At 74.2% G+C, this 24,418-nt stretch carries 19 protein-coding genes; 9 read left to right on the forward strand and 10 right to left on the reverse strand.

All coding sequences use genetic code 11. From position 1 onward, the window contains the following. Positions 1-5 precede the first annotated feature (5 nt). Positions 6-1,217, reverse strand: coding sequence for an MFS transporter (locus P2H44_RS08830; RefSeq protein WP_275763143.1), 1,212 nt, complete (start codon positions 1,215-1,217; stop codon positions 6-8). A 255-nt stretch (positions 1,218-1,472) separates the two neighbouring features. Between P2H44_RS08830 and P2H44_RS08835 the strand changes: the two genes are divergently transcribed. Together P2H44_RS08835 and P2H44_RS08840 are read left to right on the forward strand one after the other, a co-directional pair. Then, complete coding sequence (locus tag P2H44_RS08835; protein ID WP_275763144.1) at positions 1,473-4,400, forward strand: bifunctional [glutamine synthetase] adenylyltransferase/[glutamine synthetase]-adenylyl-L-tyrosine phosphorylase; 2,928 nt, start codon at positions 1,473-1,475, stop codon at positions 4,398-4,400. Next, positions 4,400-5,305 (forward strand): histone deacetylase family protein, encoded by a 906-nt coding sequence (locus P2H44_RS08840; RefSeq protein WP_275763145.1) that lies wholly within the window; start codon positions 4,400-4,402, stop codon positions 5,303-5,305. The genes P2H44_RS08835 and P2H44_RS08840 overlap by 1 nt, the downstream gene beginning before the upstream one ends. A 112-nt stretch (positions 5,306-5,417) precedes the next feature. Here the strand turns inward: P2H44_RS08840 and P2H44_RS08845 are convergent, their stop codons facing one another. Further along, positions 5,418-6,041: a hypothetical protein gene (locus P2H44_RS08845; protein WP_275763146.1), complete on the reverse strand. Its 624-nt coding sequence runs from the start codon at positions 6,039-6,041 to the stop codon at positions 5,418-5,420. 146 nt (positions 6,042-6,187) lie between these two features. Further along, entirely contained in the window at positions 6,188-6,709 is a 522-nt protein-coding gene (uraD, locus tag P2H44_RS08850; protein ID WP_275763147.1) for a 2-oxo-4-hydroxy-4-carboxy-5-ureidoimidazoline decarboxylase, read from the reverse strand. Between the two features lie 235 nt (positions 6,710-6,944). Here uraD and P2H44_RS08855 point away from each other — a divergent pair, with 235 nt between their 5' ends. Genes P2H44_RS08855 through P2H44_RS08865 form a run of 3 tightly spaced genes read left to right on the forward strand, consistent with a single transcriptional unit; the run spans position 6,945 to position 10,143 of the window. Continuing rightward, the gene (locus tag P2H44_RS08855) at positions 6,945-8,132 is read left to right on the forward strand and encodes a urate hydroxylase PuuD (RefSeq protein WP_275763148.1); all 1,188 of its coding nucleotides are present in this window, start codon (positions 6,945-6,947) and stop codon (positions 8,130-8,132) included. Between the two features lie 20 nt (positions 8,133-8,152). After that, the gene (locus P2H44_RS08860) at positions 8,153-8,797 is read left to right on the forward strand and encodes a LysE family translocator (RefSeq protein ID WP_275763149.1); all 645 of its coding nucleotides are present in this window, start codon (positions 8,153-8,155) and stop codon (positions 8,795-8,797) included. A 2-nt stretch (positions 8,798-8,799) separates the two neighbouring features. After that, complete coding sequence (locus tag P2H44_RS08865; protein ID WP_275763150.1) at positions 8,800-10,143, forward strand: 8-oxoguanine deaminase; 1,344 nt, start codon at positions 8,800-8,802, stop codon at positions 10,141-10,143. Positions 10,144-10,254: 111 nt separating this feature from the next. Here the strand turns inward: P2H44_RS08865 and P2H44_RS08870 are convergent, their stop codons facing one another. From P2H44_RS08870 to rpoZ, 6 genes are all read right to left on the reverse strand, one after another. Then, on the reverse strand, positions 10,255-10,674 hold the full coding sequence (locus P2H44_RS08870) for a nuclear transport factor 2 family protein (protein ID WP_275763151.1): 420 nt from the start codon (positions 10,672-10,674) through the stop codon (positions 10,255-10,257). 116 nt (positions 10,675-10,790) lie between these two features. Further along, complete coding sequence (locus P2H44_RS08875; RefSeq protein ID WP_275763152.1) at positions 10,791-11,573, reverse strand: pyridoxine 5'-phosphate synthase; 783 nt, start codon at positions 11,571-11,573, stop codon at positions 10,791-10,793. A 113-nt stretch (positions 11,574-11,686) separates the two neighbouring features. Then, complete coding sequence (locus P2H44_RS08880; RefSeq protein ID WP_275763153.1) at positions 11,687-12,157, reverse strand: GNAT family N-acetyltransferase; 471 nt, start codon at positions 12,155-12,157, stop codon at positions 11,687-11,689. Between the two features lie 55 nt (positions 12,158-12,212). Beyond that, positions 12,213-12,848, reverse strand: coding sequence for a DUF2062 domain-containing protein (locus P2H44_RS08885; RefSeq protein WP_275763154.1), 636 nt, complete (start codon positions 12,846-12,848; stop codon positions 12,213-12,215). A 4-nt stretch (positions 12,849-12,852) separates the two neighbouring features. Next, positions 12,853-15,174, reverse strand: coding sequence for a RelA/SpoT family protein (locus P2H44_RS08890; RefSeq protein ID WP_275763155.1), 2,322 nt, complete (start codon positions 15,172-15,174; stop codon positions 12,853-12,855). 76 nt (positions 15,175-15,250) lie between these two features. Further along, complete coding sequence (rpoZ, locus tag P2H44_RS08895; protein WP_275763156.1) at positions 15,251-15,613, reverse strand: DNA-directed RNA polymerase subunit omega; 363 nt, start codon at positions 15,611-15,613, stop codon at positions 15,251-15,253. Between the two features lie 594 nt (positions 15,614-16,207). On the opposite strand from rpoZ, the gene P2H44_RS08900 reads away from it, so the two are divergent. Together P2H44_RS08900 and P2H44_RS08905 are read left to right on the forward strand one after the other, a co-directional pair. Then, positions 16,208-16,780 (forward strand): LabA-like NYN domain-containing protein, encoded by a 573-nt coding sequence (locus tag P2H44_RS08900; RefSeq protein WP_275763157.1) that lies wholly within the window; start codon positions 16,208-16,210, stop codon positions 16,778-16,780. Between the two features lie 242 nt (positions 16,781-17,022). After that, entirely contained in the window at positions 17,023-17,685 is a 663-nt protein-coding gene (locus P2H44_RS08905) for a uracil-DNA glycosylase (RefSeq protein WP_275763158.1), read from the forward strand. Positions 17,686-17,881: 196 nt separating this feature from the next. Here the strand turns inward: P2H44_RS08905 and ggt are convergent, their stop codons facing one another. Continuing rightward, a complete protein-coding gene (gene ggt / locus P2H44_RS08910) occupies positions 17,882-19,660 on the reverse strand; it encodes a gamma-glutamyltransferase (RefSeq protein ID WP_275763159.1) in 1,779 nt (592 codons plus the stop codon). 202 nt (positions 19,661-19,862) lie between these two features. On the opposite strand from ggt, the gene P2H44_RS08915 reads away from it, so the two are divergent. Beyond that, the gene (locus P2H44_RS08915) at positions 19,863-21,086 is read left to right on the forward strand and encodes an RsmB/NOP family class I SAM-dependent RNA methyltransferase (RefSeq protein ID WP_275763160.1); all 1,224 of its coding nucleotides are present in this window, start codon (positions 19,863-19,865) and stop codon (positions 21,084-21,086) included. A gap of 365 nt (positions 21,087-21,451) precedes the next feature. Further along, positions 21,452-24,025: an ATP-binding protein gene (locus P2H44_RS08920; RefSeq protein ID WP_275763161.1), complete on the forward strand. Its 2,574-nt coding sequence runs from the start codon at positions 21,452-21,454 to the stop codon at positions 24,023-24,025. Positions 24,026-24,418: the final 393 nt, after the last annotated feature.

Raw genomic sequence — 24,418 nt, forward strand, 5'->3', positions numbered from 1 at the left:
GGCCCTCAGGCCGGCGCGGGGTCGGGGCCGCGGCGGATGTAGACCATCATCCCGGTCAGGATCGCGAGGTTCATCACCCCCGCCGCCGTCGCCACCGCGAAGCCCGCGGTATAGGCGCCTGTCAGGTCGTAGAGCGCGCCCGCCTGCCAGCCCCCCAGCCCGTGGCCCAGCCAGGCGAAGGCCACCACGATTCCGGTGGTCGAGGCGCGCTTGGCCGCCGGCGACAGCGCCCGCGCCGTGGTCAGCACCCCGGTCATCACGCCCGCGTAGCCGAAGCCGTAGATCACCGCGTAGATGTAGAACCCCTCCAGCGTGGCGAAGCGGGTGAAGCCGAAGACCATCAGCGTCTGCCACAGCGAGGCGGTGACGAAGGCCGGCAGCGCGCCCACCATGTCCGACAGCCGCCCGAAGAACAGCCGCCCCGCGATGCCCGAGACCAGCATCGTCACCATCACGCCCCCCGCATCCGTCGCCGCCAGGCCGCAGCCCTGCATCAGGGGGGCGAGGTGCATCAGCGGCACCGACATCAGCGTGCAGCAGCCGACGACGGCGAGGCTCAGCAGCACCGTGGCGAGGCGCGGGGGCAGGGGCGTCGGCGCCTCGTCCGCGCCGCCCGCGCCCGCGCCGCCGGCGGGGACCGGAGGCTCGCGCATCAGGAGCGACAGCGGCACGCAGACGGCCAGCGTCGCGAGCCCCAGGCCCAGGAAGGCCCCGCGCCAGCCGAAGCTCTCGATCATCATCGCCGAGACCAGCGGCACGGTCCCCTGGCCCAGCGCCTGCCCGGCCGAGGCGATGCCCAGCGCCATGCCCGCGCCGGCCGCGAACCAGTTGCCCACCAGCGCGATCAGCGGCGCGAAGAAGGCCGCGGCGCCCAGCGCGCCCCCCACCAGGAACAGCGCGTAGAGCTGCCACAGCGCCTGCGCCTGGGAAGCCGCGGTCACGCACAGCCCCATCACCACCGCGCCGAACACGCTGATCGCCCGCGTGCCCACCCGGGGCGCGAGCTGGCCCATCGCGATCCCGCCGACCGCCAGCCCCACCACGCCCGCGGTGTTGATCAGCGCCACGTCGCCGCGCGCCCAGCCGAACTCGGCCTCCAGCGGCACGAAGAAGACGGACAGCCCGTTGACCATCTGCCCCATGCTCAGGGCCAGGATCACCGCGGCGGCGAAGACCACCACCCAGCGGTAGCGGTCGGGAGCGGCGATCTGGGGCACGGGTCCGATTCCTCCGATATTTTCGTGTGGTTTCCTTATTGATGCGCCCCCTGCCCCGAACGCGCAAGGCCCGCCTACGCGCCGCGCCCCGCCGCGGGGCGGCTCTCTCGCCACCCGGCGCACGCCCTGCGGCCCCTGCGTCGCCCCGCCAGGCGCCTCGCCCCGACCTTCCCCGGGCGCCGCTCCCGCCCGCTCCGAGGCGCCGCCGCCCTCTCCCGCGTTGACTTGGCCGCCTGCCCGGGGAGGATGCGCGCCATGACCGCCCAGACCCCCGGCTCCGCCTCCGCCGCCCCCTTCGCCGCGCGCCTGACCCGCGCCCCCCTCGCCCACGATCCGGCCCGCGGGCGCGAATCGTGGGAGGCGCTCGCGGCCCATCTCGACGCGCCCGAGCTGCGGCCGCTGGTCGAGGGGACCGGCGGCTCCTCCCCCTTCCTCCACGGCCTGATCTCGCGGGAGGCGGAGTGGCTGGCCGACGCCCTGGAGGGCCCGCCCGAGCCCGCGCTCGCCGCCCTGATCGCCGACGCCCGCGCCGCGGCCGAGGCCGACACCGGCCTGCGCGCCGGCATCCTGCGCCGGGGCAAGCGCCGGCTCGCGCTGCTCACCGGGCTCGCGGACCTCGGGGGGGTGTGGGACCTCGACGCCACCACCGCCGCGCTCTCGGATTTCGCCGACGCGGCGGTGGAAGGCGCCCTGCGCGGCCTGCTGGCGGACGAGCTCGCCCGCGGCCGCCTGAAGCTCGATCCCGACGACGCGGCGGGCATGGCCGGGCTCTTCGGCCTCGCCATGGGCAAGGGCGGGGCGCGGGAGCTCAACTACTCCTCCGACATCGACCTGATCTTCCTGTTCGACGAATCCCGCCACGACCCCGACGCCTACGCCGAGGCCCGCTCGCGCCTGGTGAAGGTGGTGCAGGGCGTCTCCCAGCTGCTGTCGAAGCCCACGGGCGAGGGCTACGTCTTCCGCGTCGACCTGCGCCTGCGCCCCGACCCCTCGGTCACGCCCGTGTGCATCGGCATGGAGACGGCCGAGCGCTACTACGAATCCCTCGGGCGCACCTGGGAGCGGGCGGCCTTCATCAAGGCCCGCGCCTCGGTCGGCGACATCGAGGCCGGCGAGGCCTTCCTCAACCGCCTGCGCCCGTTCGTGTGGCGGCGCTTCCTCGACTTCGCCGCCATCCGCGACGCCCACGACATCCGCGAGCGCATCCGCGCCCACCGCGGCGGCGGCGGCGCGATCAACGTGCCCGGCCACAACGTGAAGCTCGGCCGCGGCGGCATCCGCGAGATCGAGTTCTTCGTGCAGACCCGCCAGCTGATCTGCGGCGGCCGGGACCCCGCCCTGCGCGACCGCGGCACCCGCGGCGCCCTGCGCGCCCTGACCCAGGCCGGCTGGGTGGGCGAGGACGCCGCCGCCGAGCTCGACGCCGCCTACGTCGCGCATCGCGAGCTGGAGCATCGCCTCCAGATGATCGAGGATCGCCAGACCCAGACCATGCCCACCGCGGCCGAGGCGCGCGACCGCGTCGCCGCCCTCTCCGGCTGGACGGACCGCGCCGCCTTCGAGGCCGACATCCTCGCCCGGCTGGAGCGGGTCTCGAAGATCTCCGAGGCGTTCTTCCAGCCCCCCGGCGCGCCCCCGCCGGAGGCGCGCGAGGACGCGGGCGACCTCGCCTCCCGCGGCTTCCAGCGCCCCGAGACGGCCGAGGGCATCATCGAGCGCTGGCGCCAGGGCGCGATCCCCGCCACCCGCGCCCCCCGCGCGCGGATGCTGCTGGCCGGCCTCGAACCCCGCATCCTCGACGCGCTGGGCGCCGCCGCCTCGCCCGACGACGCGCTCGCCCAGTTCGACCGCTTCCTCACCAACCTGCCCGCCGGCGTGCAGGTGTTCTCGCTGTTCGAGCAGAACCCCCGGCTGGTGGACCTGCTGGCGGAGATCTGCGCGGCCTCGCCGCGGCTGGCCGAGATGCTCGGCCGCTCCTCCCGCGTGCTCGACGCGATCCTGGCCACCGACTTCTTCGAGCCGCTGGGCGACGCCGACGCCCTGACCGCGGAGCTCGGCGAATGGCTGTCGCGGGAGGAGGATTACGAGCGCCAGCTCGACGCCGCCCGCGCCTGGGCCAAGGAGATGCGCTTCCGCATGGGCGTGCAGCTCCTGCGCGGGATCGCCGACGCCGAGGAGGCCGGGCAGGGCTTCTCGGCCATCGCCGAGGCCGCGATCCGCGCGCTCTTCCCCATCGTCGAGGCGCAGTTCGCCCGCCGCCACGGTCCGCCCCCGGGCCGGGGGGCGGCGGTGCTCGCCATGGGCCGGCTCGGCTCGGGGGAGATGACCGCGACCTCCGACCTCGACCTGATCCTGCTCTACGACGCCCAGGGGCAGGAGAGCTCGGAGGGGCCCAGGCCCCTCTCCTCGCCCGCCTGGTTCGCCCGCTTCACCCAGGCGCTGATCTCGGCGATGACCGCCAAAACGGCGGAGGGGGAGCTCTACGAGATCGACATGCGCCTGCGCCCCTCGGGCCGGCAGGGCACGGTCGCCACCTCCCTCTCGGGCTTTCGCGACTACCAGGCCGAGCGCGCCTGGACCTGGGAGCGCATGGCCCTCACCCGCGCCCGGCCCGTCGCGGGGCGAGACGACCTCCAGGCCGACGTCCGCGCCGCGGTCGAGGAGGCGCTGCGCCTGCCGCGTCCCGCCGCCCAGACCTGGGTCGGCGCCGCCGACATGCGCGCGCGCATCGCCGAGGCCGACAAGGGCGCGCGCCGCGACCCCTGGGCGATGAAGCGCCACCGCGGCGGGCTGATGGAGATCGAGTTCGTGGCCCAGGCGGGCCTGCTCGCCGCCGCGGGCGAGGGCGAGGCGGACCTGCCGCTGGGCGCCGCCTCCGCCCCCCGCGCGCTCGAGGCGCTCGAGGCGCGGGGCCGGCTCGAGGCCGGGGACGTCGCCGTCCTGCGCTCGGCCCACGACCTGCAGTCCCGCCTCCTGCAGGCGCTGCGGGTCGCGGCCAGCGGCGCCTTCGATCCCGCCGCCGCCGGCCCCGGCCCCATCGCCGCGCTGCTGCGCGTCTCCGAGGCGCCCGACATCGACGCGCTCTCCGCCCGGCTGGAGGCCGAGCGCGAGGCCGCCGCCGCCGTCGTCGACCGCCTGCTGCCCGCGCCCGGCGACGACGCGGCCGGGGAGGGGGGCGGCTGATGCGCCTGCCCATCGTCTGGCATCCCGACTACGTGGTCGCCCTGCGGCCCAACCACCCGTTCCCGATGTCCAAGTACTACTACCTGCGCCAGGCGCTGGAGGCGCGGGGGCTGATGGAGACGGGGGGCTGGCTCGCGCCCGCCCCGCTCAAGGCGCTCCAGGTCGCGGGCGCCCACGCCATCGGCTATGTCGAGCGGGTGATCTCCTGCACCCTGACCCCCGAGGAGACGCGGCGCATCGGCCTGCCCTCGACCCCCGAGGTCGCCCGGCGCGCGCAGCTCTCCTCCGCGGGCACGCTGCTGGCGGCGCGGCTCGCGCTCGACCGGGGGCTGGCGGTGAACGCGGCCGGGGGCTCGCACCACGCGGGGCCCGACTACGGCTCGGGCTACTGCGTCTTCAACGACGTCGCCGTCGCGGCCCGGACGCTGGCGGACGAGGGCTCGGCTCCGCGCATCCTCGTGGTCGACTGCGACGTCCACCAGGGCGACGGCACCGCCTGGATCTTCGCCGGCGACCCGCGCGTCTTCACCTTCTCGATCCACGCGCAGAAGAACTTCCCCGCCCGCAAGGCGGTCTCGGACCTCGACGTGGGGCTGGAGGACGGGCTGGGCGACGCCGACTATCTCGCGCGCCTCGCCGAGGCGCTGGACGAGGCGGTCGAGCGCGCCGCCCCCGACCTCGTCTTCTACAACGCGGGCGTCGATCCGTGGGAGGGGGACCGCCTGGGCCGCCTCTCGCTCACCCTCGACGGGCTGCGCCGGCGCGACCGGCTGGTGCTGGAGACGTTGCGCCGCCGCGGCTTGCCGGTGGCGGCGGCGCTCGGCGGAGGCTACTCGCGCGATCCGCACGAGCTCGCCGCGCGCCACGCGATCCTGTTCGAGGAGGCCGCGGCGCTGGCCGCGTGAGGGCGCTCAATTCGGGCGGCCGCCCGGGCGACGACGAAAGGAAGCGGTCGGTCCGCCCGGGCGGCGCCCGTCGCGCGCAGGCTTCAAGTTCCGCGCGCGGAGGCCATGCGGATCAGGCGGCGCGCCGGCCGCGCGCCGCGAACAGGCCCAGCCCCGCCAACGCCGCGCCCAGCAGGGGGAGGGCGGCGGGCAGGGGCACCGCGGCCGAGTCGCCGTTGGTCAGCGTGTAGGCGTGGTTGTAGCCGTTGTAGGCGGTCCAGGACGACGACGTGCCCGCCACGCGGTAGACCGTGGCCGGAACGTCGACCGAGCTCGCGCTCCAGTTCCACGCCGTCTCGGCATAGGCCGCGAACCACCAGGTCCCCGCGGCCAGCACGATCTCGGAGAAGTCGAGCGTGTAGACGAAGCGGTCGGCCGTGGTCGTCTCGACCCGGGTCCAGTCGCTGACCGTCACGGTGGCCGCGGCGGTCGTCTCGGGCGAGGACCCGGCGTCGGCGTAGAAGTTCAGCGTGAACGCGCCCGGCGTGCCGCCCGAGCCGACCAGCGTCGCGCCGGTGATGCTCGACCCGGCGCCCAGCGAGAACTCGGTCGCGATCTCGTAGAACGCATTGTAGGCGGGGCTCGACAGCGTCGCCGCCTCCGGCGTCACGCCGCTGTCGTAGACCGTCGCCGCCTGGGCGAGGGACGCGCTGGCGAGCAGAACGGCGGCGGCGAGGGATTGGGTCTGGGCGAGCATACGCGACTCCGGCACACGCAGCCTGACTGATCGTCAGGTGAACATAAGATGAGTCACCCTACCGGTCCCTGTCCGCCACGTACAGGGATTCCTATTGGAAATCTTGGGGTTACGTAACGTCCGCGTCGGCCCGCCGCCGTCGGCGCTCAGTCCCCGGCCATCGCCTCCAGCCGCAGCAGGGCGATGCGGCGCACCTGCTCGATCGCCTCCTCGAACTCCGCCTCGGGCTCCTCGTCCACCCGGGCGCGGAAATTCTCCAGGATCTGCTCCCGCCGCCGGCCCTTCACCGCGAGGATGTAGGGGAAGCCGAAGCGCGCCTGGTAGCGGGCGTTCAGGTCCTGGAATTCCGCCAGCTCCTCGGGCGTGCACTGGTCGAGGCCGGCGCCCGCCTGCTCGGCCGACGACTCGGCCGTCAGCCCGCCCGCCAGCGCGAGCTTCCCCGCGAGGTCGGGATGCGCGCGCAGCAGCGCCAGCCGCTCCGCGTGCGAGGCCGCGGTCACCTGCGCATGCAGCGCGCCCGACAGCCCCCCGGCGGTCGCCGTCTCCTCGCCCAGGCCCTGGTCCCAGGCGCGCTCCGCCACCCAAGGCGAATGCTCGTAGACGCCGCCGAACGTCGCGACGAAGGCGTCGCGGGGCATCTCGGCGGGGGGCTGGGCGAACACGAACATGGCGTCTCCTTGGCTGGCCGCCCATCGGGCGGCCGGGGGGAACCGGCGTCGGAAACCGGGCGCGGCCGCCGCGGCGGCCTGGACATCGGGCGCGGCCCGCGCCGCCGGCCCGCCCGCGCGTCTTGCTGCGGCGCCGCAGCGCTCACGGCACGCGCGAAACGGGCTTGGCCGGGGCCGTCCTGCGCAGATAACGTCGGCGTCCGCGAAATAAAGACCGCAACGGGGGATGGGGCCGATGGAGGCGCAATTTCACGACTGGATCAGCTTCCTGATCCGCGCCGCGCATATCGTCGCCGCCATCGGATGGATCGGATCGTCGTTCTACTTCATGGCGCTGGACTACTCCCTGCGCCACGACCCCGACCTGCCCAAGGGCGTGAAGGGCGAAAGCTGGTCCGTCCACGGGGGCGGCTTCTACCAGATCCGCAAGTATTCCGTCGCGCCCGAGAAGATGCCGACCGTCCTCCACTGGTACAAGTGGGAGGCCTACTCCACCTGGCTGACCGGCTTCATGATGCTCGCCGTCACCTACTGGTGGGGGGCCGAGGGGCTGCTGATCGACCGCTCCGTCGCCGACGTCCCCGTCGGGCTCGCGGTCGCGGTCTCGGCCGGCTCGCTCTTCGTGGGCTGGATCCTCTACGACCAGCTCTGCAAGTCGCCGCTGAAGGCCAATCCGCCGCTGCTCTTCGCCGTGCTCTACGCGGCCATCGTCCTGATCTGCTGGCTCTACGGGCAGGTCTTCTCGGCCCGCGCCGCCTGGCTGCACACCGGCGCGCTGATCGCCACCATGATGTCGGGCAACGTCTTCATGGTGATCATCCCCAACCAGAAGAAGGTGGTCGAGGTCCTCAAGCAGGGCGGCGACCCCGATCCCCGCTACGGCGAGATCGCCAAGCTGCGCTCGACCCACAACAACTACCTGACGCTGCCGGTCATCGCGATGATGGTCTCGAACCACTACCCGATGGCCTTCGGGCATCCGTCGAACTGGGTGATCGTGGCCTTCATCCTGGCCATCGGCGGCATCGTGCGCCACTTCTTCAACAGCCACGACATGGGCAAGCACGACTGGGCGGTGCGCTGGCAGCTGCCCACCGCCTCGTTGCTCTTCATCGTGATGATGTGGTTCTCCTCCTGGCGCCCCGACCAGGTCCAGGCCGACCTCGAGCCCCAGCGCGCCATGGCGATCGTGGCGACGCACTGCTCGGTCTGCCACGCCCAGACCCCGCGGCACGACGGCTTCGACGAGGCGCCGGGCGGGGTGATGTTCGACACGCTCGACCAGATCCGCGCCCACGCGCCCAAGATGCTGGCCCAGGCGGTGATGTCCAACATCATGCCGCTGGGCAACGAGACCGGCATGATGCCCGAGGAACGCGCCGTCCTCGGCGCCTGGCTGCGCGCCGGCGCGCCCCAGGACTGAGCGCCCGAAAGGATCGCCCCATGAGCTTCCCGGTCTCGCCCGAGACGCTGGCCGTCTTCATCCCCGTCGCCCTGGCGCTGAACCTCACGCCCGGGGCGGACATGCTGTTCAGCCTGGGGCAGGGCGCGCGTTCGGGCCCCGCGGCGGGGGTGGCGGCGGCGGCCGGGATCTCCGCCGGCAGCCTGGTGCATGCGACGGCGGCGGGCGTGGGCCTCGCGGCCCTGATCGCCGCTCACCCGCTCGCCTTCGAGGTCGTGCGCTGGGCGGGGGTGGCCTACCTCGTCTGGCTCGCGCTGCGCGCCTTCGCCGATCTCGCCCGCGGCCACGGGCTCGACGGCGCGCCCTCGGTCGCGCCGATGCGCCCGCTGGCGGCCTTCCGCGCGGGGCTGCTGGTGAACCTGCTGAACCCCAAGGTGGGGATCTTCGTCCTCGCCCTCGTCCCCCAGTTCGTGCGGCCCGAGGCGGGCTCGATCCTCGGCCAGTTCCTCGTCTTCGGCGCGGTGCTGGGCATCGGCGGCATGGCGATCAACGGGGCCGTCGGCCTCTCGGCCGGCCACGTGGGGCGCGCGCTCGCCCGCTCGCGGCGCATGTCGCAGGCGCTGCAGGCGGCGACGGGGACGATCTTCCTCGCCCTCGCCGCCCGCCTCGCCCTGCAGCGGGTCTGAGGATGGGCACGCTCCTCGTCCGCCACGCCCGCGTCCTCGCCACGATGGACGAGACCCGGCGCGAGATCGAAGGCGGCGGCCTCTTCGCCCGCGACGGGGTGATCGAGGCGGTGGGCCCCACCGCGACCCTGCCGAGCGAGGCCGACGAGATCCTCGACGCCTCGGGCTGCGTGGTGACGCCGGGCCTGGTGAACACCCACCACCACCTGTTCCAGACCCTGACCCGCGCGGTCCCCGCCGGGCAGGACGCGCTGCTCTTCGGCTGGCTGCAGTCGCTCTACCCGATCTGGAGCCGCATGGGCCCCGACGAGATCCACTCCTCCGCCCTCATCGGCCTGGCCGAGATGGCCCTCTCCGGCTGCACCCTCTCCTCCGACCACCTCTACATCTTTCCCAACGGCGCCCGGCTCGAGGACGAGATCGACGCCGCCCTGCGCCTGGGCGTGCGCCTGCACGCCATGCGCGGCTCGATGTCGGTGGGCGAGAGCGCCGGCGGCCTGCCCCCCGACGCGCTGTGCGAGAGCGAGCCCGCGATCCTCGAGGACTGCATCCGCGTCATCGACGCCCATCACGACCCGCGCCCCGGCGCCCTGATCCGGGTGGGGGTCGCCCCGTGCTCACCCTTCTCGGTCTCGCCGGGACTGATGCGGGATTCGGCGCTGCTGGCCCGCGACAAGCGCGTGATGATGCACACGCACCTGGCCGAGAACGACGAGGACATCGCCTATTCCCTCGAAACATTCGGCCAGCGCCCCGGCGACTTCGCCGAGGGGCTGGGCTGGGTGGGCGAGGACGTCTGGCACGCCCACTGCGTGAAGCTCGACGCCTCCGAGATCGCCCTCTTCGCCCGCACCGGAACCGGCGTCGCGCATTGCCCCTGCTCCAACTGCCGCCTCGGCAGCGGCGTAGCCCCGGTGCGCGCCATGCGCGACGCGGGCGTGAAGGTGGGGCTGGGGGTGGACGGCTCCGCCTCGAACGACTCCGGCGACCTGCTGGCCGAGGCCCGCCAGGCCATGCTCCTGCAACGCGTCTCCCGCGGCGCCGACGCGATGAGCGCGCGCGAGGCGCTGGAGATCGCCACCCTGAGCGGCGCGCAGGTGCTGGGGCGCGACGACCTGGGCGCGCTCGCGGTCGGCAAGCGCGCCGACTTCGCGGTCTTCCCCACCGACGGCCTCGCCCAGGCCGGCGCCTGGGACCCGCTCGCCGCCCTGCTGCTCTGCGCCGACGCGAAGGCCCGCGAGACCTATGTCGAGGGCCGCGCCGTGGTCCGCGAGGGCCGCATCGCCCTGCAGGGCTTCGAGGCCGAGGTCGAAAAGCACCGGGCGCTGGCGCGCAAGCTCGCGTAGGGCGCCTGTCGATGCGCCGCCGCCGTTCCCGTCCCCGATCCCGCGCCTGAACCCGCCCGAGCGGGCGCTACGGCTGACGCGGCCAGCCGGCGCCCGATCCCGCGGCGACGCTCAACGCAAGTCGTCGGGAACCGGCTTGTCCTCGCCGGCCTGGTCCCAGGCGTGGGCGACGATGCTCCAGCGTCCCTCCGACTTCACCAGCAGGTATCCGCTGACGTCGTGGTTCACGTCCACCCCGTTCTCCAGCATCTCCGACGACGCCAGCGCCACCGCGACGTTGCCGAAGCGCAGCACCTTCATGCCGCGGGTGTGCTCCTCGAAGCTGCTCAGGTTGGCGCGGGCGACGGTCTCCATCCGCTCGACGAAGGCGTCGACCGAGCGGACGGCCGCGGGGCGCGCCGCCCCAACCAGCGCCGCGCCTGGCAGGAAGTCGGCGCGAAACCGCTCCCAGTCGGGCTCGAGCCCCTCCCCCCAGCGCATCGCCTCGAAATGCTCGCCCACCCGCGAGCGGATCTCCGCCTCATCGTCCATGCCGACCTCCCCTCCGCGATCGGTCGAATGACCTAGCGGAAGGAGAGTACATCGCGCCGCCGCGCCGCGCGAGCGCCGTCAGGCGTTCGACGGGCCGCGGCGCATTGAAATGCGCCCTACGCGGCGCCTTCGCCGAAGGCTTCGCGCCGGGCCTGGTCCATCAGCGCCCGCATCCGCCGGATCGCGCTGTCGAGGCCGGAGAAGATCGCCTCGCCGATCAGATAGTGGCCGATGTTGAGCTCCATCACCTCCGGGAAGGCCGCGACGGGCTTGACCGTGTCGTAGGTCAGCCCGTGGCCCGCGTGGACCTCCAGCCCCAGCGAGTGGGCGAAGGTCGACATCTCGCGCAGGCGCTCCAGCTCGGCGTCGCGCTCCTCGAAGCGGCCCTCGTTATGGGCGTCGGTGTAGGCGCCGGTGTGCAGCTCGATCACCGGCGCGCCGATGCGCGCGGCGGCCTCGATCTGGCGCGGGTCGGCGGCGATGAAGATCGACACCCGGCAGCCCGCCTCGCGCAGGGGCGCGATGAAATGGGCCAGCCGGTTCTCCTCCTTCGCCACCTCCAGGCCGCCCTCGGTCGTGCGCTCCTCGCGCTTCTCGGGGACGATGCACACGGCGTGGGGGCGGTGGCGCAGGGCGATGGCCTGCATCTCGTCGGTCGCCGCCATCTCGAAGTTCAGCGGCACCGAGAGGTTGGCCACCAGCGCCTCGATGTCGGGGTCGGTGATGTGGCGGCGATCCTCGCGCAGATGCGCGGTGATGCCGTCGCAGCCCGCGGCCTCGGCGATCTTGGCGGCCTTGATCGGGTCGGGATGCGCGCCGCCGCGGGCGTTGCGGATGGTGGCGACGTGGTCGATGTTCACGCCCAGCCGCAGGCGGCCGAGAGGTTGCGCCAGGGTCATCGCGCGGGTCCTTTCGCAGAGTCGGTCCAGGCCAGCATAGGCGCCCGCGGCCACGATGTCTTGACGCCCAGCGCCCTCCCGCCCCGCGACCAGATCGCGCCTCGGCGGCCCGCTCACGCCCTTCGGCGGACCATCAGCCGGCTGGGGGCGCCGTGCAGCTCGACCTTGCCCCGCGGCTCGAACCCCGCCCGCTCCAGCACCCGCAGCGAGGCCGCGTTCCACGGCCGCGCCAGGCCGTAGACCTGCTCCGCCTCCAGCACGCCGAAGGCGAGCGCCAGGGCGCCCGCCACGAACTCGCCCGCCAGCCCCCGTCCCTGCAGCGCGGGCGCGACGTGGAAGGACAGGTTCAGCCCCTCGCGCCCCGGCCGCGGGCCGAGGCCGCCGAAGCCGGCCTCGCCGCCCTCGCGCAGGTCCAGCCGCCAGCGCCCCACGCCGTCGCGGGCCCAGGCGGCCTCGGCCTGCGCCATCTCCTCGGCCAGCGCTTCGCGCGAGGGCGGGGTGGGATCCGGGCGATGGGCGAGCATCCGGGGATCGGAGAAGAGCGCGACCGCCAGCGCCAGGTCCGCCGGCCCCGCCGGGCGCATCGCCAGCCGCTCGGTCCGCCAGCGGCGGGGAGGATCGTCGGCGCCGGGCAGGGGGTCAGCCCGTCGTGTCGCCCGCGCCGCGGATCGGGGCGACCTTGGCGGCCTTGGCGGCCTGCTTGGCCTCCTTCGCCGCACGGCGGCGCTCGTGCGCCTGGCGCACCCGCTCCTTCGCGACGGCCATCAGCTTCGAGCGGCGGCGGTTCTGGTAGGCGGCGATCATCGGGCGCATCACCGCGTAGAAGGCGACCGAGGCCGCCAGCCCCGGCAGCAGCCCGCCGATCAGGTAGGGCAGGAAGATCGCATCCAGGTTGTCCCACAGCCAGCCGAAGGTCCAGCCGTGGTGGGGCTCGTTGAAGTGGATGCCGGTGATCTTGCGCCCCATCCAGAACGAGGCGCCGGCGATGAAGGGGAAGGTCAGCGGGTTGCCCACGAACGTCCCCGTGGCCGAGGCCAGCACGTTCGCCCGCAACACCCAGGCCAGCGCCGCCGCGATCACGAAATGGAACCCGAAGAACGGCGTGAACGAGGCGAAGACCCCGCAGGCGAAGCCCAGCGCGATCCGGTGGGGCGTGTCGGGCAGGCGCTGCATCCGCTTGCCCAGGTAGCGATAGCCCCGCCGCCACCCCTTCTTCGGCGAGAAGAACTCCCGGAGCCGGTCGCCAAGGGGAAGCGGGTCGCGGCGGCGGAACATGAGGTCAGGCGCCTCCGGCGGGAGCGCCGGCGCGTCCGCGCGGGCCCGCGGGCGTGCGCGCGCCCCCCTCGGCGCCCGAGGGCTCGGCCCCCGCGCCGTTCGGGCCGAAGCGCTCGTCAGGCCCCGCCAGGCGCACCACCGGTCCCGCCGGCAGCGGCGCGGGGCGCGAGGCGGGGGCGCCGGCGCCGGGCGTCAGGCGGGCGGCCTCGTGCACCATGGTCTGCGCGTTGAGCATCGTCACGATCTGGGAGACGTGCTTCACGTCCCGCACCTCCAGGTCGATGCGCGCGCGATAGAAATCCGGCTTGCGCTCGGTCAGCTCCAGGTGGGCGATGTCGGCGTTCAGCTCGGCGACCACCGTGCACACCCGCGCCAGCGCCCCGGTCTGGTTGGCGAAGGTCACGGTCAGCGAGGTCTGGTGCGGCTGGGTCCAGGCGGTCTCCGGGTCCCAGCGCAGGTCGACCCAGGCCTCCGGCTGCTCCTCGTAGTCGGCGAGCGTGGGGCAGTCGATCGCGTGGACCGTCACGCCCTTGCCCTTCTCGGCGATGCCCACGATGCGGTCGCCGGGCACGGGCTGGCAGCACTCCCCGAACCGCACCTTGCGCGCGCGCGACACGCCGGTGACCGGCAGGCGGGAGCTGTCGCCCGGCTGGGCGGGGCGCAGGGGCGCGTCGAAATCCCCCTCCCGCCCGAACAGCGCGGTCAGGATCTGCACGGCCGAGACCTCGGCCGCCCCCACCGCCTGCAGCAGGTCGTCGGGGCCGTCGTGGTTCAGCTTTTCGGCCGCCAGCGCCAGGGCCTTGCGGCTCAGGCTCTTCTGCGCGCGCTCGAAGGCGGCCTGCACGATGCCGCGCCCGATGCGGATGTCGGCGTCGCGCCGCTCGGCCCGCAGCGCCCGGCGGATCGCCTGCTTGGCGCGGCCGGTGACGGCGATCTCCTCCCACACCGGCTGGGGGCGCTGGGCCTCGGCGCGGATGATCTCCACCGTCTGGCCGTTGCGCAGGCGGGTCGACAGCGGCGCGCGCCGCCCGTCGATCTTGGCGCCCACGCAGCTGTCGCCGATGCGGGTGTGGATATTGTAGGCGAAGTCGATCGGCGTGGCCCCGCGGGGCAGGGTGACGACCCGGCCCTTGGGCGTGAAGCAGAACACCTGGTCCTGGAACATGTCGAGCTTCACATGCTCGAGGAACTCGTCCGGCTTCTCGGCGTTGCGGAAGTCGTCGGTCAGCTGGCGCAGCCAGGCGAACGGGTCGGCGGTGAACGGGTTTTCCCCCCGCTGGCCGTCCTTGTAGGCCCAGTGGGCGGCGACGCCCGTCTCGGCCACGTCGTGCATGGCGCGGGTGCGGATCTGCACCTCCACCCGCTTGGCGTTGCGCCCCGACACCGTGGTGTGGATCGAGCGGTAGCCGTTGGTCTTGGGCGTGGAGATGTAGTCCTTGAACCGCCCCGGCACCGTCTTCCAGCGCCGGTGCACCGCGCCCAGCGCCCGGTAGCAGTCGGACTCCGTCCGGCAGATCAGGCGGAACCCGTAGATGTCCGAGAGGCGCGAGAACTCCTGCCCCTTCTCCTCCATCTTGCGCCAGATGGCGTAGGGGCGCTTCTCGCGGCCCGAGACCTCGGCCTCGATCCCCTCCTGCGCCAGCACGATCTGGAGATCCTCGAGGATCTGGGGGATCACATCCCCGGTCTCGCGCTTGAGCTGCCCGAAGCGGCGGATGATCGAATCCCGCGCCCGCGGGTTCAGCACCTGGAAGCTCAGGTCCTCCAGCTCGTCGCGCATCGACTGGATGCCCATGCGGCCCGCGAGCGGGGCATAGATCTCCATCGTCTCGCGCGCCTTGCGCTCCTGCTTCTGGGGCTTGAGGAACTGGATCGTGCGCATGTTGTGCAGCCGGTCGGCGAGCTTGACCAGCAGGACGCGCACGTCCTTGGACATCGCCATCAGCAGCTTGCGCAGGTTCTCCGCCTGCTCGGTCTCCTTGGAGGAGAGCTTGAGCTTCGAGATCTTGGTGACGCCGTCGACGAGGTCCGCGATCTCCTCGCCGAAATGGTCGGCGATGGTGGCGTAGGTGACGCCGGGACAGTCCTCGATCGTGTCATGCAGAAGCGCGGTCGCGATGGTGGCGTCGTCGAGCTTCAGCTCGGTCAGGATGCCGGCGACCGCGACGGGGTGACCCCAGTAGGGGTCGCCGTTCGCGCGTTTCTGGGGGGCGTGCGCCTTGGCGCCGAAGACGTAGGCCGCATTGAGCAGCCCTTCGTCCGTATTGGGGTTGTAGGCCTGGACCCTCTCGACGAGTTCGAACTGTCGGATGAATCCTTCGCCCACCTTGCTCTCCCCCTGGTTCCGCCCCGGCGCGCCGGGGCGGGGGAACGTCGCGCCGGATGCCCGGCGCGACCTCCGGTCAGCCCTTGTTCTGCTCCTGCTGCTCGGCCATCAGGGCGCGGAGCAGCTGCTCCTCCGAGATGTCGTCGACGGGCGCGTCGGCCTCGCCGCCGCCCATCAGGAGGGCCATCTCGTCGTCCTCGGGCTCGTCGACCTCGATGTGGCGCTGATGCGACTGGATCAGGCCTTCCTCGAGATCGTCGGGGGTGAGGGTCTGTTCGGCGATCTCGCGCAGCGCGACGACCGGGTTCTTGTCGTTGTCGCGGTCGATGGTGATCTCGGCGCCGGTGGAAATCTCGCGCGCACGATGCGCGGCGAGCATCACCAGATCGAACCGGTTGGGAACCTTGTCGACGCAATCCTCGACGGTGACGCGGGCCATGAAGTCGTCTCCGGCAGGCGTTTCGGGAGAACCGCCTTAGTATGCGCTGCACAAGGGCGGCGCAAGGGGGGCGACGGCTAGAATTCGACGCGCCGCTCGGCGCGCCGGACCCGCCCGGCCGGTCCGGGGCGGAGGCCTCCGCCGCTCCTGAAGGGCGCGGACGTGGCCGCGGGGCCGAACGGTCCGATGGCGGGGCGGCCTATCCGGAGCGTGCGCGGCGGCGTCCGTCAACCTTTTTCTGGCTCGCCCTCCGGTTGCGGTGCAGGTATATGAACGCCGCGGGCGCCGAACTATCAGGCGCCCGACAGTAATCCCGTCCCCGGATCGTGAACTTCCGCGATTTTCGACGGCGTTTCGTTAACAATTCAGGACGAAACCAACCGGCCGGGCGGCAAGTCGAGCGTTTCGGACGCGGAAAAAACGGTCCCATTCGCGTGAATCGCGGTCCCGAAGGCCAGAACGCGGTCGATTTCAACCCACCGATGGTTGCATCCTGTTCCCGGTTGTCGAAAGGCTCCCCCAGCGCGTCGCAACCGATTCGCCCTGCCTGGGGCGATAATTGACAGGCACGCGGTTCGCGGCGAAGGAGATTGCATGTTCTACCGTGACGAACGTCTGGCCCTGTTCATCGATGGGTCCAACCTGTACGCCGCCGCCAAAGCCCTCGGCTTCGACATAGACTACAAGCTTCTGCGCAACGAGTTCATGCGCCGCGGCAAGCTGGTCCGGGCGTTCTACTACACCGCCCTGGTCGAGGATCAGGAATATTCCCCGATCCGCCCGCTGGTCGACTGGCTCGACTACAACGGCTTCACGATGGTCACCAAGCCGGCCAAGGAGTTCACCGACTCCACCGGCCGCCGCAAGATCAAGGGCAACATGGACATCGAGCTGGCGGTCGACGCCATGGAGATGGCCGACCGCATCGACCACATGGTCCTGTTCTCCGGCGACGGCGACTTCCGCCCGCTGGTGGCCGGCATCCAGCGCAAGGCGGTGCGCGTCTCGGTGGTCTCGACCATCCGCACCAGCCCGCCGATGATCGCCGACGACCTGCGCCGCCAGGCCGACAACTTCATCGAGCTCGACGAGCTCAAGGAGATCATCGGCCGTCCGCCCCGCCCGGTCCGCGCCCCCGACACGGTCGACGCCGAAGACGAGGCCTGAGCCGCCGGGCCGCCCGGCCCGCGCTCCAGCGCCGCGCGTCCAGCCGCAGGCCGGCCTCTCTCTCCTTCGCGAGCGTCCCGCCTCCCGCGCGCCGGAGCCCTCGCTCCGGCCGCGGGACGCCCCGCTTGCGCGTCGCGCCCGGCCCTGCGATGGTCGCCGCCGTGCCCGACCCGCGGCGACCCCGCCGCGCCCGCCCGTTCCCGGGCGATTTTCTCGCCAGCCCCTCCGCGGAGCCTGCCAGCATGAGCCGAAGCGCCCCCGCGCTTCCGCCCGCGCCGCCCGAGGCGCCGGCGGACTGCACCCTCTGCCCCCGCCTCGTCGCCTACCGCGAGGAGGTCCGCGCCCGCGAGCCCGACTGGTTCAACGGCGCGGTGGCGAGCTTCGGGGATCCGGCCGCCGGCCTCCTCGTGGTCGGCCTCGCCCCCGGCGTCTCGGGCGCCAACCGCACCGGGCGGCCCTTCACCGGCGATTTCGCGGGCGGGCTGCTCTACGCCACGCTGGGCCGGTTCGGCTTCACCTCGGGCGAGTTCCAGGCCTCCCCCGACGACGGGCTCGCGCTGCACGGGGCGATGGTCACCAACGCCGTGCGCTGCGTGCCGCCGCAAAACAAGCCGGTCGGGGCCGAGATCAACACCTGCCGCCGCTTCCTCGCCGCCCGGATCGAGGCGCTGGAGGGCCTGCGCGCCGTCGTCTGCCTCGGCCGGATCAGCCATGACAGCGTGATCCGCGCGCTGGGCGCGAAGCTGAAGGACCATCCCTTCGGCCACGCCGCCCGCCACCGGGTCGGCGCGCTGACGGTCTTCGACAGCTACCACTGCTCCCGCTACAACACGAACACCGGCGTCCTGACGACCGAGATGTTCGAGGCGGTCTTCGCCGACGTGCGCGCCTTCCTCGACGCCTGAGCCTCCCGCGGTCCGGCCCTGCTGCCGGCCGCGCCGCCGTCGCGCCCCGGCCCGGCCGGCGGCTCCCGCCCGCCCGCCCCGCCGCCGACCGGCCCGGGGCGCGACGGCGGCGGCAGGCGGCGCTCGCCACGGTCGCGACGCCCGCTGCGCGCCGCGGGCGAGGCTTCGCCGCCTGTGCGACGGTCGACGCGGCGCCTCACTCCCCCAGCGCAACGCCCTCCCGCCGCGGATCGGCCGCGCCCGTCAGCCGCCCGTCCGGCCCGATGGCGATCACGTGCAGGCCGGAGTTCATGTCGTAGGCCTTGGTCTCCCCCAGCGCCTCCGCCAGCGCCTCGGCCTCCGTCCCCGCCTCCAGGTGCGTGGCGCCGTTGAGGTTCGCCACGTGCCCCGCCGCCACCGCCTGCGCCGGGGTCATGCCGAAGTCGAGGATCCGCACCAGCGTCTCGACCACGTAGCCGATGATCCGCGCCCCGCCCGGCGAGCCCAGCACCAGCGCCGGCGCGCCCTCGCGCAGCACGACGGTCGGCGCCATCGAGGAGCGCGGGCGCTTGCCCCCCTCCACCCGGTTCGCCACCGGCGCCCCGTCCCGCTCGGGCAGGAAGCTGAAGTCGGTCAGCTCGTTGTTCAGCAGGTACCCGTTGGCCATCAGGCGCGAGCCGAAGCCCGTCTCGATCGAGGAGGTCAGCGCCACCGCGTTCCCCTCCGCGTCCACCACCGAGACATGCGTGGTCCCCGGCCGCTCCGCCTGCTCGTCCGGGGACAGACGCAGCGCATGGTCCCACGGCGGCTCGCCCGCCGCATAGGGCGCGGCCGGCGGCGCCTCCGGGTCCAGCGCCTTCGCCCGCTCCGCCAGGTAGGCCGCGTTCAGCAGCCCCTGCGGCATCGCCGTGAAATCGGCGTCGGCCATGTAGAGGCCGCGGTCCGCGAAGGCGAGGGCGGAGGCCTGCGCCACCAGCCGCCACGCCCCCGGCCCGTCGCCCAGCGCGGCGAGGTCATGGTGCGACAGCATCCCCATGATCTGCCCGACCGTCAGCCCTCCCGAGGACGGCGGCCCCATCCCGCAGATCTCCCAGGCCCGGTAGCTCACGCAGACCGGCGCCCGCTCCACCACCCGGTAGCCCGCCAGGTCCGCGGCCGTCATCGGCGAGGGATTGGCGGGCGTGTCCAGCGCCGCCAGCAGCGCCTGCGCCTGGGCCCCTTCGTAGAAGGGCGCGGCCCCCGCGTCGCGCAGCGTCTCCAGCGCCTGCGCATAGGCGGGGTTCGCCAGCCGCGTCCCCGCCGCCAGCGGCGCCCCGTCCGGCCCGAAGAAATAGGCGCGCGCCGCCGGGAACGCGTCGAGCCCCGGCGCCGTGGCGATCGAGGCCGCCATCCGGGGCGAGACCTCGAACCCCTCCCGCGCCGCCGCGATCGCGGGCGCCAGAAGCCGGGCCATCGGCAGCCGCCCCTGCGCCGCGTGCATCGCCTCGAGCAGCCGCGGCACGCCCGGCACGCCGACCGAGCGTCCGCCGGGCACCGCCTCCCGGAACGGGCGCGGGGCGCCGTCAGGACCCAGCCAGTAGTCCGGCCCCGCCGCCGCCGGCGCCGTCTCTCGCCCGTCCCAGCTCGTCAGCCGTCCCGTCTCCGCCTCCCAGACCAGCGCGAAGGCGCCGCCGCCGAGGCCCGAGCTCTGCGGCTCCACCAGCCCAAGCATCGCCTGCGCGGCGATGGCCGCGTCGACGGCCGAGCCGCCCTCGGCCAGCACGTCCCGCGCCGCCTCCGAGGCCAGCGGATGCGCGGCGACCACCATGAAGCGCGCCGCCTCCGCCTGCTGGGGGACCGCGCGCCTTGCATGGGTCGCCTCGGGCTGCGCCGGCGCGGCGGAGGGCGCGGCAGCGCCCTGGGCCAGCGCGCCCGGGGACGCCGCGACGAGCGCCAGCGACGCCGCCAGCGCCAGGCCGGGCAGGGCGGCGCGCATCGGGAACGGGCGTGGGGACATGACGGCTCCTCCCTTCGGGATCTGCGCCCGAGGCTAGGCCCTCCGCCCCCGCAGGACCAGCGCGGAGCGGCGCGCCGCCGGATCGCCGCCGGATCGCCGCCGACGGGCGACGCGCCCCCGCGGCGCTCCCACCCCTTTGCTGCGCTGCAGCGTGGCGCTAGGTTGACCTCAGACACGCCGCCAGAAGCGCAGGAGACCCGCCATGACCCCCGCCGCCCGCCTGCAGGCCGCCATCGACATCCTCGACGCCTGGGCGCCGGGCCGGCCGATGGACCGTCTCCTCGTCTCCTGGCGGCGCGCCAACCGCTACGCGGGCTCCGGCGACCGCGCCGCCATCGCCGATCTCGTCTACGACGCCCTGCGCCGCTGGCGCTCGCTCGCCTGGCCCGCCGCCGGTGAGGGCGCGGGCGACGGCGGCCGCGCCCGCATCCTCGCCCTCGCCGCCGAGACCGGCGACCCCGAGGCCCTGTTCTCCGGCGCCCGCCACGCCCCCGCCCCCCTCACCGACCACGAGCGCGAGCGCCTGGCCGAGCGCGCCGAGCGCGGGTTGATCGAGGCGCCCGACGCCCTGCGCCTGGACCTGCCCGACTGGCTCCCCGCCCGCTTCCGCGCCGCCCATGGCCCGGACGCCGAGGCGGTGATGGACAGCCTCCACCGCCGCGCCCCCGTCGACCTGCGGGTGAACCGCCTGAAGGCGACGCCGGAGGCCGCGATCGCGAGCCTCGCCGCCCAGGGCGTCTTCGCCGCCCCCGTCGCGCTCGCCTCCGGCCCTGCCACGCCGGACGCCCTGCGCGTCTCCTCCGGCGGGCGCGGGCTGAAGAGCGCCGACGCCTATCTCGACGGCTGGGTGGAGGTGCAGGACGTCGCCTCCCAGGCCGCCGCCGCCTTCGCCCATGCGCAGCCGGGCGAGCGGGTCCTCGACTACTGCGCCGGCGGCGGCGGCAAGGCGCTGGCGCTGGCCGCGGCCATGGACGGGCAGGGCGAGATTGTCGCCCACGACGTCGACCCCGCCCGGATGCAGGACCTCGGCCCCCGCGCCGCCCGCGCCGGGGTGCGGATCGAGACGCTGCCCGGCCCCGTCCCGGCCTCGGCGCGCGGCGGTTTCGACCTGGTCTTCGTCGACGCTCCCTGCTCGGGCAGCGGCGCCTGGCGGCGCAACCCCGACGCCAAGTGGGGCTTCACGCCCCAGGCGCTCGACCGGCTGACCGCGATCCAGGCCGAGGTCCTCGCCGAGGCCGCCGCCTTCGTGCGCCCCGGCGGCCGGCTGGTCTACGCCACCTGCTCGCTGCTGGGCGAGGAGAACCGCGACCGCGTGCAGGCCTTCCTCCCCGGCTCGGGCTTCGCGCTGGAGGAGGAGCTGAGCCTGACCCCGCTCGACGGCGGCGACGGGTTCTACGCCGCCCGGCTTGCGCGCAACTCTGGATAGTTGCTCGACCATGGTTTACGCTTTTTAAGGGTTTGACGCCTTCACTGCACCTGTGCGGCGGGGGCGCTCCTGCCGCCGTGGGTCGGGAAGGATGCGCTTCCGGCCGACGGCGACGCAGGGCGGCGGGTCCACCGCGCCCGGTCCCGGGTCGATCGGGCGCGCCGCGCGCGTTCGGTCCCGGATCGACGAGGACGGCGTGGAGGCGATGACGGCGAGATGACCAAGGCTCGGTCTTGCGGGACGGCGGCGCCGATCGGCGCGGATCGACGCGCACGCTCCCGGCGCGCCTCCCCCCTCCCGGTCGCGCGGTCCCCGCGGCCCGGCTCGCGCCCCGCCCGGGCCCGCGCCGTCCGGACCTTCCCCGCATGACGCTCGACGCCGGCCCCCGCGCCGAGATCCGCGACCGGGCGTCGGATGAGGGGGAGGGGCCCCGGGCCGCCCGCCAGGCGACCGCGCCGTCCCCGCCCCGTCCCGCCCGCTCCGGGTCCGACGCGCCGCCCGCGGGTTCGGGCGCGGGCGCTCTCCCGCCCCCCGCTCCCGCAAGGCGGATCGCGGGCGGCTTCGCGGTCGAGCTGATGGTGATCGGCCTCGCCTGCCTGGCGCTGGCCCTGGCCCTGGCGCTCAGCCACCACGCGGGGCTCGCGCTGGGCGCCTTCGGCATCGGCGCGCTCGCCATCTCCGCCTTCGCCCGGATCGCCCGTCCTTTCGCCCTGCGGCGGGAGGGGCGCGGCGGCGCCGAGGCGCAGGCCCTCGACGCCCTGCACGCCCACGACCCGTCGCCGGTGGCCCTGACCGACGCCCAGGGCGCCCTCGTCGCCGCCAACCCCGCCCTGCGCCTGGCCCGCGACGCCGCCCCCGTGGGCCCCGAAGTCGACCCCCAGGTCGCCCCGCTGCTCTTCCCCTCCGGCCCCCCGCCCCATGCCGAGGGGCTCTTCGCACCTGGCGCAGGGGCGGGCGACCCGGTCCCGCCCGCGCGCGAGGTCTACCGCCTGCTGCGCGTCGCCCGGGCCGAGGGGCGGGCCGAGTCGCGTCTGCTCCGCTTCGCCGGCGCCGCCTGCCGGGTGGAGCTGCGCCGCATCGCGCCCGACAGGATCCTGTGGCGCATCGATCCCTCCGCCCCCGCCGGCGCCGCGGGCCTCGCCGCCGCGCTCGACGAACTGGGCCTGCCGGCGGTGATGCGCGGGCCGGACGGGCTGATCGCCAACGCCGCCGCCCGCCAGGCCGCGCCGGCGCTCGACGCGCTCGACCCCGCGGCCGAGGCGCCGCCCGACGATCTCTCCGGGGCCGAGGGCGGGCCGCTGCGCGGCCTGCCGCTGCCCACCGCCCTGCGCGCCCGCGCCGCCGCCGCCGGCGACGCGCCGGACGCGGGCCATGCGCCCGGCCGGCTGGGCTGGCTGCTGCTGCCCGGCGACGCCCGCCCCCGCGGGCCCGGGCTCGACTTGCTCGACCGCCTGCCGATCGCGGTGGCGCGCCTGGGCGTCGACGGCGTGCTGATCGCCGCGAACGAGCGGGCCCGCCGCCTGCTCGGCCCCGGCGCCGTCGCCGGCGCGCGCTTCGAACGCCTGGCCGAGGGGCTGGGCCGCTCCATCGCCGAGCGCATCGCCGAGGCCGCCCGCGGCCGCTCCACCGGCCGCGCCGAGATCGCCCGCGGCCTGCGCGAGGACCGCGAGACCTTCCTCCAGCTCTCCTTCTCCCGCCTCGAGGAGGACGGCCGCCCCACCCTCGTCGCGGTGATGAGCGACGCGACCGAGCTCAAGACGCTCGAGGCGCAGTTCGTGCAGAGCCAGAAGATGCAGGCCGTGGGCCAGCTCGCCGGGGGCGTGGCCCATGATTTCAACAACCTGCTGACCGCCATCGCCGGCCACACCGACCTGCTGCTGATGCGCCGCGACGCTTCGGACGCCGACCATTCGGACCTGATGCAGATCCGTCAGAACTCCAACCGCGCCGCCGCCCTGGTGCGCCAGATGCTGGCCTTCTCGCGCAAGCAGACCCTGCAGCCCCGCACCACCAACCTGACCGAGACGCTGACCGAGCTGAGCCACCTGCTCAACCGCCTGCTGGGCGAGAAGGTGCGCCTCAGCCTCGAACATGCCGACGACCTCGGCCTGGTGCGCGTGGACGAGCGGCAGTTCGAGCAGGTGGTGATGAACCTCGTCGTCAACGCCCGCGACGCGATGCCGGGCGGGGGCGAGGTGCGGGTGCGCACCCGCAACGTCCGCTTCGACGAGGAGTTCCGCCGCGACCGCGCCGTGCTGCCCGCGGGCGACTACGTGGCGGTCGAGGTCTCGGACGACGGGCAGGGCATCCCCCCCGACCGCATCGGCCAGATCTTCGAGCCGTTCTACACCACCAAGAAGCCGGGCGAGGGCACGGGCCTGGGCCTCTCCACCGCCTACGGCATCGTCAAGCAGACCGGCGGCTTCATCTTCGCCGACAGCCCCCCGGGCTCGGGCGCCGTCTTCACCGTCTACCTGCCGCGGCTCGAGGGGGAGACCGCCCCGATCCCAGTCGCCGTCCCCGCCGACGCCGACGCCCGCCGCGTGGCCGAGACCGCGGCCGAGGGCGTGGTGCTGCTGGTCGAGGACGAGGCGCCGGTGCGCTCCTTCGCCTCCCGCGCGCTGGGCCTGCGCGGCTATTCGGTGGTCGAGGCCGAGAACGCCGAGGAGGCGCTGGAGATCCTCGCCGATCCCGCCTTCCAGGTGGACGTGATCGTCTCGGACGTGGTGATGCCCGGCCTCGACGGTCCGAGCTGGGTGAAGACCGCGCGCGAGACCCGCCCCGACGTGGCCGTCGTCTTCGTCTCCGGCTACGCCGAGGGCGCCTTCCGCCGCAACCTCGAGGGCCTGCGCGACTTCGTGTTCCTGCCCAAGCCTTACTCCCTCGCCGACCTCTCCGCCGCCATCCGCCAGGCCCAGGAAGGCAAGCTCGCCGCCTGAGCGCCGCGGGGGCGGGCCGGCGCCGGCCGAGGGGCAGGGGACGACGGCTCCAGGCGGGACCGAGGCTCCGGGCGTGACCGAGGCGCGTCCGGCGGACCTCCGCGACCGACTCATCTGTGATGCGGATCGCCTCGCGCTCGCCTCCTCACGGAGGGTCTTGCGCGACCGCTCGCGCCATGCCCTCCCAGCCTCCCAGCCTCCCAGCCTCCCAGCCTCCCAGCCTCCCAGCCTCCCAGCCTCCCAGCCTCCCAGCCTCCCAGCCTCCCAGCCTCCCAGCCTCCCAGCCTCCCAGCCTCCCAGCCTCCCAACCTCCCGGCCGCCCGGGCTGGATGCACCCGACCGAGCGTCGGTGCGTCGGCATCCTCTCTCGTCGGGGGAATCGGCCGCGACCTC

It is taken from the genome of Albimonas marina (assembly GCF_029223255.1).
Lineage (GTDB): Bacteria > Pseudomonadota > Alphaproteobacteria > Rhodobacterales > Rhodobacteraceae > Albimonas.